Here is a 16238-nt window from a genome sequence, read left to right on the forward strand (position 1 = left end):
ACGCCTCAACACCCGACCACGCCCTACACTCGGCCTCCTCACACCAGCACAAGCACTCGACAAAGCACTACTTGCAACAACCAGTTGAAACCGCCTGGCTTTCGCAACGTTGAAGGTTGCGAAAGTGGCTTTCGCAACCGGCTGGCCGGGCGTGGCCGAGGCAGGTCGCGAAAGCCACTTTCGCGACGTCTGATGTCCCGAAAGTGGCTTTCGCGACATGCGCACGCGGAAAGTCGGGGGCGGAGGGGAATCCGGGACGTCGGGGGACCCGGATCCCCCTCCACGAGCGTCGCGGGTCGCGAGGGGCGCGACCCCCGGGCCTGCTCTAGGTGACGAAGATCAGAAGTGGCAGGGCCGGACACAGTCCGGTTGCGCCGAGACCCCGGCCGAAGCGGACACCGCGGGGGCGGCGAGGGCGACGGCGAGGACGGCGAAGGTCGCGGCCAAGAGGGTCCTCAACTGCTTCTTCATGGTGGCTCCTCGGGGAAACGGGCGGAAATTCCCACCCGGCGCCGAGCATCCGCGCGACCCGCCGCCGAAACAACGGGGGTATCACTACGTACCCCTACCTAATCGCGGTCCGTGACCGGTTCGTCCGGTCCCGTAAGCCGTAACTCACGTGTCTGGAGGCGTAACTCGCGTGATTGGAGGCGGATCATCGTGTTACGCCTCCAAGCACGCGAGTTACGCCTTCGATCACGCGTGTTCGGCATGAGAAAGCCGCGAAGGCCCCGTCCACGGTGGTGTGGTGAGGACGGGGCCTCCGCGACGGGCGCACGCCCGACTGGCGCTACCGGAGGGGCGCGCGCGTGAAGCGGGTCCGGTGGCGGGGAGCCGCCGCCACCGGACCCGTTGGGCCACACCGTCCCAAACCGGTGTGGAACCCGGCCGCCCCGCGTCAGGTAGAGGCGGCCGGAGCCTGGATCAGTGAGTGGTCAGGTATCGCGCGTACGCGCCGGTGGTGAGGAAGCTCGGCAGCTTCTCGCCCAGCGCGGTCTCGGTGAAGATCTCGTAGGCGTCGCCGAGCCGGTTGCCCTCGCCCAGTTCGGCTCGCACCGACGCCAGCTCTTCGTCCAAATAGGACACGGCCAGCTCGCGGGTGAGCGCGGTGCCGTCTTCGAGCTTCGTGCCGTTGCGAATCCACTGCCACACCTGGCAGCGGGCGATCTCGGCGGTGGCGGCGTCCTCCATCAGGTTGTGGATCGCCGCCGCGCCCGTACCGCGCAGCCACGCGTCGATGTAGCGCAGCGCGACGTTGATGTTGGCGCGGACACCCGCTTCGGTGACCTCGCCGCCCGCGCTGGCGACGTCGAGCAGGTCCTCGGCGGTGACGACGACGTCCTCACGGAGCTTGCCGAGCTGGTTGGGCCAGCCGCCGAGCACCTCGTCGAACACCTCGCGGCAGACCGGGACGAGGCCGGGGTGCGCGACCCACGAGCCGTCGAAACCGTCGTTCGCCTCGCGTTCCTTGTCCTGCCGGACCTTCTCCAGCGCGGTCGCGTTGATCTCCGGGTCCTTGCTCGGGATGAACGCGGCCATGCCGCCGATGGCGTGCGCCCCGCGCTTGTGGCAGGTGCGCACCAGCAGCTCGGTGTAGGCGCGCATGAACGGGACGGTCATCGTCACCTGCGCGCGGTCCGGGAGCACGAAGTCCGCGCCGTGCGACGAGAAGTTCTTGATGACGCTGAAGATGTAGTCCCAGCGGCCGGCGTTCAGGCCGGCGATGTGCTCGCGCAGCTCGTAGAGGATCTCCTCCATCTCGAACGCGGCGGTGATCGTCTCGATCAGCACGGTGGCCCGGACGGTGCCGCGCGGAATGCCGAGTTCCCGTTGCGCCAGCAGGAAGACGTCGTTCCACAGCCGCGCTTCGAGGTGGTTCTCGAGCTTCGGCAGGTAGAAGTACGGGCCGCTGCCGCGGGCCAGCAGCTGGCGCGCGTTGTGGAAGAAGTAGAGGCCGAAGTCGACCAGGCTCGCCGAGACCGGGCGGCCGTCGATGCGGATGTGCTTCTCCACCAGGTGCCAGCCGCGGGGGCGGGCGACGATCGTCGCGGGCTCGTCGCCGATCGTGTAGCGCTTGCCCGCCTCGGTGGTGAAGTCGATGTTGCGGCGGATCGCGTCGAACAGGTTGAGCTGGCCGTCGATGACGTTGTGCCAGGTCGGCGAGGTCGCGTCCTCGAAGTCGGCGAGCCAGACCTTCGCGCCGGAGTTCAGCGCGTTGACCGTCATCTTGCGGTCGGTCGGGCCGGTGATCTCGACGCGGCGGTCTTCGAGACCGGGCGCGGCCGGGGCGACCGACCAGCCGCTGTCGTCGCGGATGGCGCGCGTTTCGGGCAGGAAGCCCAGCGGCTCCTCACCGGACTGGAGCTTCTCGCGGCGCAGACGGCGGGCGTCGAGCAGCTCGCGGCGGCGGCCGGCGAACGCGTTGTCGAGTTTGGCCACGAAGTCCAGTGCGGCCGGGGTGAGGATCTCGTCGAACCGGTCACCGGCGGGTCCGCAGACGTCGATCCGGTAGTTCAGCTTCTCAACCATGGTGTGCCTCCGCTGGGGCTTCGCGAGAGATAGACGGGAAGGGCGGTGGCGGTCTCCCGCTGGGAGTCGAGAGACCGCCACCTGGCACCTAATTGCGAGGGATCAGAACTGCTCGGCCTCGGTGGAACCGGCGAGCGCGGTGGTCGAGCTCTCCGGGTTCAGCGCGGTCGCGACGTTGTCGAACCAGCCGGTGCCGACCTCGCGCTGGTGCTTCGTGGCGGTGTAACCGCGGTCCTCCGAAGCGAACTCGCGCTCCTGCAGGTCGACGTAGGCGGTCATGCCTTCGCGGGCGTAACCGTGCGCCAGGTCGAACATCGAGTAGTTCAGGGCGTGGAAGCCGGCCAGCGTGATGAACTGGAACTTGTAGCCCATGTGGCCGAGCTCGCGCTGGAACTTCGCGATCGTCGCGTCGTCCAGGTGCTTCTTCCAGTTGAACGACGGCGAGCAGTTGTAGGCCAGCATCTGGTCCGGGTACTTGGCCTTGATCGCCTCGGCGAACTGGCGGGCGACCTCGAGGTCCGGCTTGGAGGTCTCCATCCACAGCAGGTCGGCGTACTCGGCGTAGGCCAGACCGCGGTCGATGCAGGGGTCGATGCCGTTGGTGACGTTGTAGAAGCCCTCGGCGGTGCGCTCGCCGGTGACGTACTTGCGGTCACGCTCGTCGACGTCGCTGGTGATCAGCGTGGCGGCCTGCGCGTCGGTGCGGGCGACGATCAGCGACGGCACGTTCAGCACGTCCGCGGCGAGGCGGGCGGCGTTCAGCGTGCGCTCGTGCTGCTTGGTCGGGATCAGCACCTTGCCGCCGAGGTGACCACACTTCTTCTCGGAAGCGAGCTGGTCCTCCCAGTGCACACCCGCGGCACCGGCGGCGATCATGCCCTTCATCAGCTCGAAGGCGTTGAGGGGGCCACCGAAGCCGGCCTCGGCGTCGGCGACGATCGGGGCGTACCAGTCGATGTCGGTGTTGCCCTCGGCCCAGTTGATCTGGTCGGCGCGGCCCAGCGCGTTGTTGATGCGGCGGACGACGGCGGGCACCGAGTTGGCCGGGTACAGGCTCTGGTCCGGGTAGGTCTGGCCGGAGAGGTTGGCGTCGGCGGCGACCTGCCAGCCCGACAGGTAGATGGCCTTCAGGCCGGCGCGGACCTGCTGCACCGCCTGGTTACCGGTCAGGGCGCCCAGCGAGTGGACGTAGTCCTCGTTGTGCAGGAGGTCCCACAGCTTCTCGGCGCCGCGGCGAGCGAGCGTGTGCTCCTCGACCACGCTGCCGCGCAGCTTGACCACGTCAGCCGCGGAGTACGAACGCTTCACGCCCGCCCAGCGGGGGTCGGTCTCCCACTGCTTGGCCAGTTCGGCGGCCGCCTGCTCCAGCTGCTGCGCGTGCTGAGTCATCGGATTCTCCCGGTGTTGCGAAGTTTGCGAGTGATCGCCTTTCCTGATCCGACCCTGACATGACTGGGGAAATCCGATCCAGGCCTCCAATTTGCCAATTTCTGCGAAGCTTCCGTAGCATCTTGCAAAGGTTGCGAATCGCAGATTCGCAAGCCAAGGCAAAATCCACGTGCTTGACCGTTCACTGAATCGTTCAGGCCCGGAAACCTTGCGGACAGAGAGGCCTCAGTGGACAAAACCTTCGCCGGAGCGAAGCTGCGACATCTGCGCGAAAGCCGGTCGATGAGCCAGGCGGACCTCGCTCGTGTGCTGGAGATCTCACCCAGTTACCTCAATCAGATCGAGCACAACTCGCGTCCGCTGACCGTCCCGGTGCTCCTTCGCATCACGCAGGCGTTCGGAGTGGACACCGAGTTCTTCGCGAACAACGACACCGCCCGGCTGGTGGCCGACGTGAAGGAGGCGCTGCTCGACGAGGTCCTCGGGGTCGACGTCACGACGAGCGAGCTCAACGACCTCGCCACGAACCTGCCGACGATCGCCCAGGCCCTGGTCAAACTGCATCGCAGCTACCGCAACGCCGTGGAGAACACGGCCGCGTTGACCACGGAAAACGGCCTCGGCCTGCACGGGAGCGCCGCGACCGCCCTCCCGCACGAAGAGGTCCGCGACTTCTTCTACGAGCGGGAGAACTATGTCGCCGAGCTGGACGAACGCGCCGAACGGATGGCGCACGACATCCCGCTGCAACGCGGTCAGGTGCTCGCGGCGCTGAAGGAGACGCTGATCCAGCGCTATGGCGTCGACGTCACGAGCGAAGGCATCGACGAGACCAACGGCGAACAGCACCGCTACGAACCGGGGCCGCGAGTGCTGCGGCTGGCGCCGAGCCTGCGGGTCGGGCAGCAGGCGTTCCGGATGGCTTCACAGATCGCGCTGCTCGAATACGACGACCTGATCACCGAACTCGCCGACTCGTGGGCGTTCTCCGGGCCGGCCGCGCGTTCACTGGCCCGCGTCGGGCTCGCGAACTACTTCGCGGGCGCGCTGATCCTCCCTTATGGACCGTTCCTGGCGAGCGCGGAACGCTTCCGCTACGACATCGAACGGCTCTGCGACCACTTCGGCGTCGGCTTCGAGACCGTCTGCCACCGGCTCTCGACGTTGCAGCGCCCGAAGAACCGCGGCGTGCCGTTCTCGTTCGTGCGCGTCGACCGGGCGGGGAACATGTCGAAACGCCAGTCCGCCGCGGGTTTCCACTTCTCCCGCGTCGGCGGCGCGTGTCCTCTGTGGAACATCTACGAAGCGTTCGCCCAGCCCGGCAAGATCCTCACGCAGATCGCGACCCTGCCCGACGGCAAGAGCTACTTCTGGGTCGCGCGGACGGTGTCCCGCAACATCGGCGGCTACGGCAGCCCCGGAAAGACGTTCACCGTCGGCCTCGGCTGCGAACTTCGGCACGCGAAACGGCTCATCTACTCGACCGGGCTCGATCTCGACGACCGCGCCGCGGCCACCCCGATCGGCATGGGTTGCAAAGTCTGCGAACGCCCGGCCTGCTCGCAGCGCGCGTTCCCGACGATCGGCAAACAGCTGACCGTCGACGAGAACACCAGCACCTTCGTCCCCTACCCGGCGGTGCCCAAGTCGCCTTGAGCCGCCCTGATCTCCCTGGCAGGGTGGCCGACGACGGCCGCGGCCTGTGACGGCGGCCACCGCACTGGGGAGAAACGCATGATCTTGGTGACCGGGGCAGGCGGCAACGTCGGCTCGGAACTGACCGGAATCCTGGCGCGTGGCGGGCATCCCGTCCGCGCGCTGGTCCGCACGCCGCGGCCGTTGCCGGACGGCGTCGAAGGAGTGACGGGAGATCTCAACGAGCCGGCGAGCCTGAAACCCGCGCTGGAGGGTGTCCGGGCGGTCTTCCTGCTCGGCGGCTACGAGGACATGCCGGGCGCGCTCGCGGTGATGCGGGACGCGGGCGTCGAGCAGGTCACGCTGCTGTCGTCCCGTTCGGTCGTCGGCGGGCACGCGGACAACGCCGTCGCGGGGATGCACATGGCAGCCGAGGCGGCGGTGCGCGCTTCGGAGCTGGCGTGGACCTTCCTGCGGCCGAGCGGGTTCATGTCGAATTCGCTGCAGTGGGTCCCGCAGCTTCGCGCCGGGGACGTCGTCCGCGAGCCGTTCGCGAACGTCCCGGTGGCGACGATCGACCCGTACGACATCGCCGCCGTCGCCGCGGAGTCGCTGACCACGCCGGGACACGAGGGGCTCGCGTACGCCATCACCGGCCCGGGTTCGCTCCGGCCCGCCGACCGGCTGCGTGTCCTGAGTGAACTGCTCGGACGGGAGCTACGGCTGGAACCGCTTCCGGACGCCGAGGCCCGCGTGACGATGAGCGCGGAGATGCCGGAGAAGTACGTCGACGCCTTCTTCCGCTTCTTCGCCGAGGGCGAGTTCGACGACTCGGCGGTCACGAACGCCGTCCAGGACCTCACGGGACGGGAGCCGCGGCCGTTCGCGACCTGGGCGCGGACGCATCTGGCCGCGTTCCGCTAACCGGCGGCCGGGTCGCCGACCCGGCCGAGGAACAGCGGCGACCCGGTGGCCGTGTCGGTGATGACGAAGAGGAACGGGCGGTCGACGGTCACGGTGCGCGGCAGCTCGGCGGACACGGCGCGGGCGTCGACCCCCGTGGCCGCCGCGGCCTCGGTGCCCTCCTCGTCGACCTGGACGAAGGTCTTGTGCTGCACCGAAGCGATCCGTAGCCGGGCTTCGTCGGTGATGCCGCTGAAGTCGGCGGCGGGCCCGAACGCCGCCGGCATGCCCGCCTCCTTGAGCGGCGCCGTCAGGTCCAGCGCGGACCTGACGGTGAACCTGGGCATGGCCAGCTCCACGGTGGCAGGCCGGATCTCGCCGAGCAGCGCGCCGATTCCCTTGCCGCGCAAGGCGTCGATCGCGGCGGGCACGATCACGGTGAAGGCCAGCCGTCCGCCGCGATAGGGCAGCGTGACCGCCTGGTAGCCGGGGCCCTCGGCGTAACCCAGCTGGACCTCCGGGGCGGTGCGCATCATCGGGACGGTCACCGCCGACCCGTCGGCCCTGGTGAACGGCGCGTCCGCCGTCCGGTCGCGGGGGAACTCCCGCGCCCAGGGCACTTTCAGGTACAGGGCGTTGGCGAGGACGAGCCTGGTGTCATCGGTGATCGACTTCTCCGGGAACAGGTCTTCGATCCGCCCCTCGGTCTGGTCCGCCACCGTCCGGTTGATCCGTTCGCGGGCACCGCCGGGGTCGGCGACGAAGTCTTCGTCGCTCGTCACCGCACCGAACCGATCACGCAACGCGTCCCGGTACGCGGGCTTGATGCCGAGCCCCCGCTGGATCCAGGCCGTGTTCGACACCTTCAGATCCTCGTGACCGGCGACCGGCGGGACGGGAGGCCCGTCTCCGGGAAGTCGCAACACCTTCCGGATCTGCGCGGCGGTGTCGCCCCTCGCCCCCTCCCCGACCATTTGGAGCGCCGTGGAGACGCTCACCGGGGACAGCACCAGGTTCGTCTCGTTCGCCAGCGCCGGCGCGGTGAGCAGGTCGAGCCCGAAGGCGTCGGCCGCCGTGACCGCCGCGGCCGTGCCGGACGTCACCTGCTGGGTGACGGGCAGCGGGGTGGGTGGTTCTTCACGGACAGGTTCCGCACCGCACGCCGTGAGCAGCACGACCAGGCCGAGCGCGAAGAACCGAGTGAGCACCGTCATGACCGGGAGACGGTCTCCGTGTCCGGTTCGGTTGCACCGGTCCAGGCCGAAAGCGGACGTCTCTCCGTCGTGGCCGGGGCCGGTCAGTACATTCAGCATTCGTGCAAGGGATCGAAACGGTGAGCGCCCGAACGGTCGAAGAGGCCGCCAAGCGATTGGCCGGGGTGGTGACCCGCACGCCGCTCGAACCGAACGAGCGTCTCTCGGCGCGGGTCGACGCCCGGGTCTGGCTCAAACGCGAAGACCTGCAGACCGTGCGCTCGTACAAGATCCGCGGTGCGTACAACTACATCGTCCAGCTCGACGCGGAGCACCGTGAGCGTGGCGTCGTTTGCGCGAGCGCGGGCAATCACGCGCAGGGCGTCGCGTACGCGTGCCGACGGCTCGGCGCGGACGGCCGCGTCTACGTTCCCGGTACGACTCCCCGGCAGAAGCGCGAGCGGATCGCGACGCTGGGCGGCTCGCATATCGAAGTCATCGTCGTCGGGGAGACCTACGAAGACGCCTTCGCCGCCGCGAAGCACGACGCGGAGACCACCGGTGCGACGCTGGTCCCCGCGTTCGACGCGCCGGAGACGGTCGCCGGTCAGGGCACGGTCGCGATGGAGGTCGTCGCGCAGCTCGGGTTCGTCCCGGACGTCATGGTGGTGCCGGTCGGCGGTGGCGGGCTGCTCGCGGGGATCGCCGCGTGGGCCGCGGAACGGGCGCCGGAGATGCGCATCGTCGGCGTGGAACCGGCCGGCGCGACGTGCATGGCGGCCGCGCTGGCGGCCGGTGAGCCGGTGCGGCTCGAAAACGTCGACACCTTCGTCGACGGCGCGGCGGTGGCGCAGGCCGGAGCGGTGACGTATCCGCTGGTCCGCGACGGCGGTGTCGAGCTCACCGACGTCGCCGAGGGCGCGATCTGCACGGAAATGCTCGCGATGTACCAGTCCGACGGCGTGATCGCCGAACCCGCGGGGGCGCTCGCGACCGCCGCGCTGGGCACGACGGTGAAGATCGACCCCGGGCAGATCGTGGTGTGCGTCGTCTCGGGCGGTAACAACGACGTCAGCCGCTACGGCGAAGTGCTCGAACGGTCGCTGATCCACGAAGGACTGAAGCACTACTTCCTGGTGGGTTTCCCGCAGGAGCCCGGCGCGCTGCGGCGGTTCCTCGACGAGGTCCTCGGGCCGGACGACGACATCACGCGGTTCGAGTACGTGAAACGCAACAGCCGCGAGACCGGCCCGGCGCTGATCGGCGTCGAACTCGCGCGGCCGGGTGACCTGGAAGGCCTGCTGCACCGGCTGGAGACGAGCCCCCTGCAGGTGGAGCGGGTGGAACCGGGGAGCCCGCTGTTCCATTTCCTGGTCTGAAGCGCCGCGGTGGGCCACTGGGGAAGTCGTCGGTGGCCTGTGGTCCACTGGTCGCCATGGTGAGCAAGGTCGACGGAGTCCGGAGTCTCGATGCGTTGCGCGAGCTGGTCCACAGCGGCGCGGAGCCCGAGTACCAGCTCTTCTACGGCCACACCCCGCTCAAGAGCGGCCGGATCAACGCGGCCTGCCTGAGCCAGTGGTGGCTGGCGCCGTTCGTCGCGGGCGGCGAGCGGTACCCGACGGCCGAGCACTACATGATGGCGAGCAAGGCGGAACTGTTCGGCGATCACGAGGCCGCGGCCAACATCCGTCAGGCTCCGGACCCCAAGACCGCCAAGATCCTCGGCCGCGAGGTCACCGGTTTCGACGCCGAGGTCTGGGAGCGGCACCGCTTCGACATCGTCATCGACGGCAACCTGGAGAAGTTCCGGCAGCACCCCGAGGAGCGCGAGTTCCTGCTGGCCACGGGCGACAAGGTGATCGTCGAGGCGTCCAGGATGGACCTGGTCTGGGGCAGCGGCCTCGCCCGCGAGGACAAGAACGCCACCCGCCCCGACTACTGGCGCGGGCAGAACCTCCTGGGCTTCGCGCTCATGGAGGTCCGGGAGCAGCTGCGCGGCTAGCTTCGTTCGATGGCGTGTCGTCCATCCAGTCACGCGTGTCGTCCACCTGATCACGCGTGTCGTCCATCCGGTCACGCCTGACGACCGTTGGGTGCCACCGCGTGGACCGGATCCGCCGGACAGCTTCCCCGCGGTGATCCGTGGCCGTGATCAGGCGGACGACACGCGTGATCGGATGGACGACACGCGTGATCGGGCGGACATCACGCGAGTCACGAGTCGACGCCCAGGGTTTTCTGCAGTGCCTTGTTCGCCTTGCGCGCCATGTCGGCGACGGCCTCGCGGCGGGCGGCGTCGGCGGCGTAGTCGTCCTGCCGGTTCCGCACCACGCGCGCGGGCGAACCGACGGCGATCGAGTAGTCCGGGATCTCGCCCCGCACCACGGCGTGCGCGCCGAGGACGCAGCCGCGGCCGACCCGGGTGCCCTTGAGCACGGAGACCTTGGTGCCGATCCAGGTGTCCGGCCCGATCCGCACCGGCGACTTCACGATGCCCTGATCCTTGATCGGGACGGTGATGTCGGTGGTGACATGGTCGAAGTCGCAGATGTACACCCAGTCCGCGACGAGCGTGGCCGCGCCGAGCTCGATGTCGAGGTAGCCGTTCAGGACGTTCTGCCGCCCGAACACCGCCTTGTCGCCGATGCGCAGCGAACCCTCGTGGCAGCGGATGGCGTTGCCGTCGCCGATGTGCACCCAGCGGCCGATCTCCAGCCGCCCGTAGCCGGGGCGGCAGTGGATCTCGACGTCCTTGCCGAGGAACACCATCCCCCGCAGGATGATGTGCGGGTTCGCGATCCGGAACTTCAGCAGCCGCCAGTAGCGGACCAGGTACCAAGGCGTGTACGCGCGGTTTCGCAGCACCCAGCGCAGCGAGTCCTTGGTCAGGAACTTCGCCTGACGCGGATCACGACGGGCCTGGCCCCAGGCGCGGAGCCGCGACAGCGCGGGCGCACCCCACATGGACGTCATACCGGTGACCGTAACCTGTGTTCAGGCCGCCGACCGCAAAGGGGAGCACGCGCATGGGCACCAAGCTGATCATCGACACCGACCCGGGGGTCGACGACGCCTTCGCGCTGGCGCTGGCCGCGCAGTCCGAGGACGTCGACCTCCTCGGCGTGACCACGGTGTTCGGCAACGTCCCGCTGAGCCACACCACCTCGAACGCCCGCCGCCTGCTGGAGCTCTTCGGCCGTGACGACGTTCCCGTCGCCGCCGGCGCCGCCCGGCCGCTGGTGTACGACAACGCCAAGCCCGCCGGGTTCGTCCACGGCCAGGACGGACTTTCCGGCCACGCCGGGACGTTGCCCGAGGCGAAGCGCCCGCTCGACGAACGCGGCGCCGTCCGGCTGCTGGTGGATCTGCTGGAAGCCGCCGACGAGCCGGTGACCATCGCCCCGATCGGCCCGCTGACGAATATCGCGCTGCTGCTGGCGGCCCATCCGGACGTCCGCGAGAAGATCGGGCGGATCGTCGTCATGGGCGGAGGCGTGACCAAGGGGAACTCCACCACGGCGGCCGAGTTCAACATCTGGAGCGACCCCGAGGCCGCGCGCCGGGTGCTGGCCGACGAGGACATCCCGACGGTGCTGGTCCCGCTGGACATCACGCACCAGTGTTCGGTCGACACGGACTGGCTCGGCAAACTCGCCGCGTCCGGCCCGCTCGGCGCGGCGCTCGAAGCACTGACCCCGACGTACGTGAAGCACTACACCCCGGTCCTCGGCATGCCGGGGATGGTCATGCATGACGCGGTCGCGGTGGCCGAAGCGATCCGCCCGGGCATCCTCGACGTCGAGGCGTACCCCGTGGACGTCGAGTGCGGCTTCGGCCCCGCGCGCGGCGCGACACTGGTGGACCGGCGAAGGCTGCGAAGCACCGATCCGCAGGCCGTGCCGGGCCGCACCATCGACGTCGCGCTGACCACCGATGTCGACGCCTTCCGCGAGTTCGTCCTCGGCCGGATCACCGGGGGCCGGTGATGGAACAGGAAACCTCGCGCCGCCGCAGACTTCCGGTGATCGGCGCGGCCGTGGTCGTCGCGGCCGCGGCCCTGGTCGCCGCCATCACCTTCGCGCCGAAGGACGAGCCGAAGACCGAAGCCGCCGCCGTCCAGTCCTCGGCTCCGCCCGAGCCGCCGCCGTCGTCGTCCGCCCCGGCGGAAATGCCGAAGGAACAGCAGAAGGTCCCGCAGCAGATGGGGCGGGAGTTCGACGCCTGGGTGTCGAAGACCAGCGGCTGGCTCGACATCCCGCTGCGCGCGATGACCGGATACGCGAAGACCACCGTCACGCTGAGCAAGGAAACGCCGGGGTGCCGCCTTTCCTGGGTGACGCTGGCCGCGCTCGGGAAGATCGCCTCCGATCACGGCCGCGCCGCCGGTTCGGGCCTGAACGCCGACGGGGTGCTGACCAAGCCGCTCGGCGCGGTCGAGGTCCGCGACTTCTACAACAAGGTGGTCTCGTCGACGAACGCCAGTGGCCCGCTGCAGCTGACGCCGTCGGTGTGGAACCAGTTCCAGGCCTCGGCCACCGGCGGGAAGCCGGATCCGCAGAACATCGACGACGCCACGCTCACCGCCGGGCGGGCCCTGTGCGCGGGCGGCCGCGACCTCGGCCAGGGCCAGACGTGGTGGAACGCGGTGAGCACGCTGCAGCCCGCGCCGCTGCTGATGCACCGCACGCTCGCGACGGTGAACGTCTACGGCACGGTCGGCCAGAGCCCGCAGCCGCCGAACGCGGCGGCCCTGAGCGCGGTCAACTTCGCCATCGACAAGATCGGGCTGCCCTACGTCTGGGGCGGCAACGGCACCGGCGGCAGCGACCCCGGTTTCGACTGCTCGGGCCTGACGACGGCCGCGTACGCGAGTGCCGGCGTCAAACTCATGCGCACCGCCCACACGCAGTACCACAGCGTGAACAAGGTGACCGATCCCCAGCTGGGCGACTTGATCTTCTACGGCGAGCCGAACACGAAGATCCACCACGTCGGGCTGTACATCGGGAACCAGCAGATGATCGACGCCCCGCAGACCGGGCAGGCGGTGCAGGTGCACACCTACCGGAAACAGGGCGACGATTACGCCGGAGCGGGCCGCCCGGCGGCCTAGTGGCACAGCTGTCCCTTGTGGACACTCAGGGCCGAGGTGCTCAGCCGCGGTAGTAGTCGGCGAGGGCGGTGAACGCGGCCTTGGGTTCCCACGGCATGCCCGGATAGGTGTCGCCGACGCGGTCTTCGAGGACTTTGACGATTCCGAGGCTGGCCAGGTCCAGGTCACGACGAGGATCGCCGGGACGGTGCGGGTAGTTGGAGAGCGCGAAAAGATAGACGAAGGCGCTGTCGACACCTTCGGCGTCGAAGATCTCCAGCAGCTCGCGCAGGTAGGTGGCTTGACCGGCCTCGTCGCGGTCGTACTCCCCGTTCAGCCGGACCGGGCGGCCGGCTTCGTCGTGCTCGACGATCTCCATGCTGCGCGGCGCATTATCGCCGGCGCCGTGCCAGGTTGCCGTGCCGAATCCAGTGATCGCGACCGGTTTTCCTTGTGCCACGAGGGTGCGCACCCCTTCCTGGAACCGGTCGGCCACCTCCGCGGACCGGATGAGTTCGACCGACATGAAGTCGAAGAGGCTCCAGTCGACCCGCTCGAACGGGATACAGGCGTAGGTGATCTTCCCGTGAAAGCACTCACGGACCGTCGCCACGACCTCCTTGAGGAAGTCGTTGAGGCGCGCGCTCGCCTCGGCGGTCCGCTCCCCCAGGCTCTCCGGCCTGCCGAACAGTCGCCCGAGCCGCTCGGTGATGTCGTCACCGGGCAGGAACCCGTGGTCCATGAGACTCAGCTCGACGCCGGTGACGAACACGACTTCGGCTCCCGTCCGCCGGACCCGCTCAGCCCGCCGCGCGCAGTCGGCGAACAACGCCAGCATCTCCTCGGCCGTCAGCTCCAGCGGGTAGGGCGAGAACCAGACCTCCAGCCCGAGCTCGGCGGCGAGGTGGGCGGCCAGTTCCAGCCGTTCCGGATCGCCGCCGACGAGATGCACGGCGGTGCAGTGCAGATCGTCACGGATGATGGCCAGTTCCCGTTCCACCAGGCCGGGATCGAAGTTCTCGCGGGAGTTCTCGCCGCCCCGGACGAAGCCGGTGTCGTAGGCGATGCCTTTGGCACGCATGGGTTCGGTCCTCTCGTGTCGCTGTGGAGCCCGAGATTAGAAGGAAACTTGCGCGCACGCAAGTTTGCGCATGCGCAAGTTCGCTGGAATACTCGGCCGGTGACCGGATTGCGCGACCAGAAGAAGCAGGCCACCAGGAAGACCTTGCGCGAGGCGGCGCTGCGGCTGGCCCTGGAGCGCGGCCCGGAGAACGTGCGCGTCGACGACATCGCCGAAGCCGCCGGAGTCTCACCCAGGACCTACAACAACTACTTCTCCAGCCGTGAACAGGCCATCGTCGCCGCCGTCACCGCCGAACGGGAAGAGCGGATCGCGGCGACGGTGGCGGCCCGGCCCCCCGGAGCCGGTCTCGCCGACGCCGTCATCGAAGCGATCGTCGAGCAGTACACCGACCCGGGCGAACACCACCGCGACGCGCTGCTGCTGATCACCACCCGGCCGGCGCTGCGCGCCGCGTTCACCGACGCCACCAGCGCGATCGAACTCCCTCTCGCCGACGCGATCGCCCAGCCCCCCGGCGACATCCCGCCGGCGACCGCCCAGGTCCTCGCGGCGAGCGTGGCCGCAGCGGTGCGCATCGCGCTCAAGCGATGGCTACAGCCGAGCACGGCCGGCGGGCTCGTCGTGCCCTCCGGCTCGATGCCCGACCTGCTCCGCACCGCACTCGCACCACTGGTCCCCGCGTTCGACGCCGCCGAGGCCCAAGCAGGCATAAGGTGACCGCGTGTATTCACCGATCCCGGTCCTGAACGAACTCAAGGACCTCCACGACTCGGCCGGCGACTACCTCGCCGACGGTTTCGAGCCGCACGACTACGACGACAAAGGCCGGTTCCCCCAGGAGCTGGACGACCCCGCGTTCCTGTCGCGGCTGATTCCCTTCGCCCAGGCGAACGGGAGCGGTTCGACGTACGCGATCTGGCGGGCCGACGACGGGACGGATCTCACCCTGTCGCCCGTCGTGGTCTTCGGCGACGAGGGCGGCGAGCACGTCGTCGCCCGCGACTTCCCGGATTTCCTGCGGCTACTGGGTTTCGACGCCGAGATCATGGTCGACCACGAGTCGGCGTACTTCTACCGCGAGGAAGACGACGACCACAGCGGCTCGCACGAACTGCTCGTCGAGTGGCTCCGGGCGCGCGGCCTGACGCCGGCCGAAGATCCGGACGGCGTCGTGGCCGCGGCCCAGGAGGCCTACGGTGAGCGGTTCAGGACGTGGATCACGCCGTTCTACGAAAAGCTCGGCTGGGCCTGAGCGTTCCGGCGGCAAGGCCCGACTCAGGCCTCGCGTTCCTCGATCCCGAACAGGTTCAGCAGCCGCTCGGGGATGTCGTCCCCGAAGATGCTTTCGAGCAGGAAGTCCTCCTCCATGGGCGTTTCACAGCGGACGAACATGGCCTGCTCGTACTCGGCGAGGGCGGTCTCGACGTCGTCGGGACGCGCCGCGAGGGCTTTGCCGAGTTCGGCACCGTCGAGCATCGCCAGGTTGGCGCCTTCCCCGTTCGCCAGCGCGAGATGCGCGGCGTCACCGAGGAGGGTCACGCCGGGGACGCGTTCCCACCGCAGCCCGGACGGCAAGGCGAAGGCGGGGCGATGGATCGGCGCGACGTCGCTTTCGGTGATCAGCGCGGTGAGCTCCGGCGACCAGCCGTCGAACTCCGCCGCGATCCGCGCCTTGGCGGCTTCGGCGTCGGTGAAATCGATGGCGTCGAACCACTCCAGCGGTTCGGTGAGCTCCACGTAGGCGTGCAGTGTGTCGCCGCTTTCCCGGTGGGCGTTGATACCCGTGCCCTCGGTGGGTCCCGCCCCGAACATCGATCCGCCCCCGACCGTCTTGGCCACCGCGGCATGCCGGGTTTCGGAGTCGTACAGATAGGTCTCGACGAACGACGTGCCGGAGTACCGGGGAACGGCGTCGGTGAGCAGCGGCCGGATCCGCGACCAGGCGCCGTCCGCGCCGACCAGGAGTCCCACGACGACGGTGGTGCCGTCGTCGAAGGCGACCTCGTGGCGGCCGTCGCCGAGCGTCCGGGCGCCGACCGCCTTGCGCCCCCACCGGACGGTGCCCGCGGGGAGCGAGTCGAGCAGCATCCGCCGCAGGTCCCCGCGTTGCGCCTCGGGGCGCCCGCCCGTGCCGTCGTCGCCCCGCTCGAACAGGACGGTCCCGTCCCAGTCGAGTACGCGCAGCGCCTGACGGCCCTCCAGGACGATGCCACGGAACTCGTCCGTGAGCCCAGCGGCTTCGAGGGCGAGCTGCCCGTTGTAGTCGTGGATGTCGAGCATCCCGCCCTGCAGGCGCGAAGCCGGGGACGCCTCCGCTTCGAAGACCTCGGACGGGATGCCGTGGACGTGCAGGACCCTCGCCAGGGTGAGCCCGCCGAGCCCGGCGCCGATGATCGTGACAGGTGTGTTCATT

Annotated in this window: 15 protein-coding genes; 8 read left to right on the forward strand and 7 right to left on the reverse strand. The window is 69.3% G+C overall.

Going from position 1 to position 16238, the window contains the following annotated elements:
* Nucleotides 1–339 precede the first annotated feature (339 nt).
* The 3 genes from ACZ3HL_RS41625 to aceA all read right to left on the reverse strand — a co-directional run bounded on the left by ACZ3HL_RS41625 (nucleotide 340) and on the right by aceA (nucleotide 3918).
* Nucleotides 340–471 (reverse strand): hypothetical protein, encoded by a 132-nt coding sequence (locus tag ACZ3HL_RS41625; RefSeq protein ID WP_255431986.1) that lies wholly within the window; start codon nucleotides 469–471, stop codon nucleotides 340–342.
* 453 nt (nucleotides 472–924) lie between these two features.
* Nucleotides 925–2529 (reverse strand): malate synthase A, encoded by a 1605-nt coding sequence (gene aceB / locus ACZ3HL_RS41630; RefSeq protein ID WP_465537331.1) that lies wholly within the window; start codon nucleotides 2527–2529, stop codon nucleotides 925–927.
* A gap of 102 nt (nucleotides 2530–2631) precedes the next feature.
* Nucleotides 2632–3918: an isocitrate lyase gene (aceA, locus tag ACZ3HL_RS41635; RefSeq protein ID WP_072030536.1), complete on the reverse strand. Its 1287-nt coding sequence runs from the start codon at nucleotides 3916–3918 to the stop codon at nucleotides 2632–2634.
* A 228-nt stretch (nucleotides 3919–4146) separates the two neighbouring features.
* Between aceA and ACZ3HL_RS41640 the strand changes: the two genes are divergently transcribed.
* Complete coding sequence (locus ACZ3HL_RS41640; protein WP_465414067.1) at nucleotides 4147–5574, forward strand: short-chain fatty acyl-CoA regulator family protein; 1428 nt, start codon at nucleotides 4147–4149, stop codon at nucleotides 5572–5574.
* 78 nt (nucleotides 5575–5652) lie between these two features.
* Nucleotides 5653–6477, forward strand: a complete 825-nt coding sequence (locus tag ACZ3HL_RS41645) for an NAD(P)H-binding protein (protein WP_465537333.1) — start codon at nucleotides 5653–5655, stop codon at nucleotides 6475–6477.
* Here ACZ3HL_RS41645 and ACZ3HL_RS41650 read toward each other — a convergent pair.
* Complete coding sequence (locus tag ACZ3HL_RS41650) at nucleotides 6474–7670, reverse strand: serpin family protein (RefSeq protein WP_465537335.1); 1197 nt, start codon at nucleotides 7668–7670, stop codon at nucleotides 6474–6476. The two genes, ACZ3HL_RS41645 and ACZ3HL_RS41650, sit on opposite strands and share 4 nt — an antisense overlap.
* A gap of 101 nt (nucleotides 7671–7771) precedes the next feature.
* Between ACZ3HL_RS41650 and ilvA the strand changes: the two genes are divergently transcribed.
* Both ilvA and ACZ3HL_RS41660 read left to right on the forward strand, forming a co-directional pair.
* Nucleotides 7772–9028, forward strand: coding sequence for a threonine ammonia-lyase IlvA (gene ilvA, locus ACZ3HL_RS41655; RefSeq protein WP_465414073.1), 1257 nt, complete (start codon nucleotides 7772–7774; stop codon nucleotides 9026–9028).
* Between the two features lie 56 nt (nucleotides 9029–9084).
* Nucleotides 9085–9651 carry an NADAR family protein gene (locus ACZ3HL_RS41660; protein WP_465537336.1) on the forward strand — a complete coding sequence of 189 codons (567 nt, stop codon included), beginning with the start codon at nucleotides 9085–9087 and terminating at the stop codon, nucleotides 9649–9651.
* A 212-nt stretch (nucleotides 9652–9863) separates the two neighbouring features.
* Here ACZ3HL_RS41660 and ACZ3HL_RS41665 read toward each other — a convergent pair whose 3' ends face one another.
* Nucleotides 9864–10622, reverse strand: a complete 759-nt coding sequence (locus tag ACZ3HL_RS41665) for an acyltransferase (protein WP_007031648.1) — start codon at nucleotides 10620–10622, stop codon at nucleotides 9864–9866.
* Between the two features lie 53 nt (nucleotides 10623–10675).
* On the opposite strand from ACZ3HL_RS41665, the gene ACZ3HL_RS41670 reads away from it, so the two are divergent.
* On the forward strand, nucleotides 10676–11635 hold the full coding sequence (locus tag ACZ3HL_RS41670; RefSeq protein WP_465414076.1) for a nucleoside hydrolase: 960 nt from the start codon (nucleotides 10676–10678) through the stop codon (nucleotides 11633–11635).
* Complete coding sequence (locus ACZ3HL_RS41675; RefSeq protein ID WP_465537338.1) at nucleotides 11635–12762, forward strand: C40 family peptidase; 1128 nt, start codon at nucleotides 11635–11637, stop codon at nucleotides 12760–12762. The genes ACZ3HL_RS41670 and ACZ3HL_RS41675 overlap by 1 nt, the downstream gene beginning before the upstream one ends.
* Before the next feature lie 40 nt (nucleotides 12763–12802).
* Here ACZ3HL_RS41675 and ACZ3HL_RS41680 read toward each other — a convergent pair whose 3' ends face one another.
* Nucleotides 12803–13822: a hypothetical protein gene (locus tag ACZ3HL_RS41680; RefSeq protein WP_465537340.1), complete on the reverse strand. Its 1020-nt coding sequence runs from the start codon at nucleotides 13820–13822 to the stop codon at nucleotides 12803–12805.
* A gap of 99 nt (nucleotides 13823–13921) precedes the next feature.
* On the opposite strand from ACZ3HL_RS41680, the gene ACZ3HL_RS41685 reads away from it, so the two are divergent.
* Both ACZ3HL_RS41685 and ACZ3HL_RS41690 read left to right on the forward strand, forming a co-directional pair.
* Nucleotides 13922–14542: a TetR/AcrR family transcriptional regulator gene (locus tag ACZ3HL_RS41685; RefSeq protein WP_465537341.1), complete on the forward strand. Its 621-nt coding sequence runs from the start codon at nucleotides 13922–13924 to the stop codon at nucleotides 14540–14542.
* Between the two features lie 4 nt (nucleotides 14543–14546).
* Entirely contained in the window at nucleotides 14547–15077 is a 531-nt protein-coding gene (locus ACZ3HL_RS41690; protein ID WP_465414084.1) for a hypothetical protein, read from the forward strand.
* A 23-nt stretch (nucleotides 15078–15100) separates the two neighbouring features.
* Here ACZ3HL_RS41690 and ACZ3HL_RS41695 read toward each other — a convergent pair whose 3' ends face one another.
* Nucleotides 15101–16237, reverse strand: coding sequence for an FAD-dependent oxidoreductase (locus ACZ3HL_RS41695; RefSeq protein ID WP_465537343.1), 1137 nt, complete (start codon nucleotides 16235–16237; stop codon nucleotides 15101–15103).
* Nucleotide 16238 lies beyond the last annotated feature (1 nt).

This window comes from Amycolatopsis sp. NPDC000009, from assembly GCF_055563465.1.

What these genes read in the sequence shown, in the direction of transcription:
- ACZ3HL_RS41625 (WP_255431986.1), bottom strand. Translation starts at nt 471, where the DNA reads ATGAAGAAGCAGTTGAGGACCCTCTTGGCCGCGACCTTCGCCGTCCTC.
- aceB (WP_465537331.1), bottom strand. Translation starts at nt 2,529, where the DNA reads ATGGTTGAGAAGCTGAACTACCGGATCGACGTCTGCGGACCCGCCGGT.
- aceA (WP_072030536.1), bottom strand. Translation starts at nt 3,918, where the DNA reads ATGACTCAGCACGCGCAGCAGCTGGAGCAGGCGGCCGCCGAACTGGCC.
- ACZ3HL_RS41645 (WP_465537333.1), top strand. Translation starts at nt 5,653, where the DNA reads ATGATCTTGGTGACCGGGGCAGGCGGCAACGTCGGCTCGGAACTGACC.
- ACZ3HL_RS41650 (WP_465537335.1), bottom strand. Translation starts at nt 7,670, where the DNA reads ATGACGGTGCTCACTCGGTTCTTCGCGCTCGGCCTGGTCGTGCTGCTC.
- ACZ3HL_RS41660 (WP_465537336.1), top strand. Translation starts at nt 9,085, where the DNA reads ATGGTGAGCAAGGTCGACGGAGTCCGGAGTCTCGATGCGTTGCGCGAG.
- ACZ3HL_RS41665 (WP_007031648.1), bottom strand. Translation starts at nt 10,622, where the DNA reads ATGACGTCCATGTGGGGTGCGCCCGCGCTGTCGCGGCTCCGCGCCTGG.
- ACZ3HL_RS41670 (WP_465414076.1), top strand. Translation starts at nt 10,676, where the DNA reads ATGGGCACCAAGCTGATCATCGACACCGACCCGGGGGTCGACGACGCC.
- ACZ3HL_RS41675 (WP_465537338.1), top strand. Translation starts at nt 11,635, where the DNA reads ATGGAACAGGAAACCTCGCGCCGCCGCAGACTTCCGGTGATCGGCGCG.
- ACZ3HL_RS41680 (WP_465537340.1), bottom strand. Translation starts at nt 13,822, where the DNA reads ATGCGTGCCAAAGGCATCGCCTACGACACCGGCTTCGTCCGGGGCGGC.
- ACZ3HL_RS41695 (WP_465537343.1), bottom strand. Translation starts at nt 16,237, where the DNA reads ATGAACACACCTGTCACGATCATCGGCGCCGGGCTCGGCGGGCTCACC.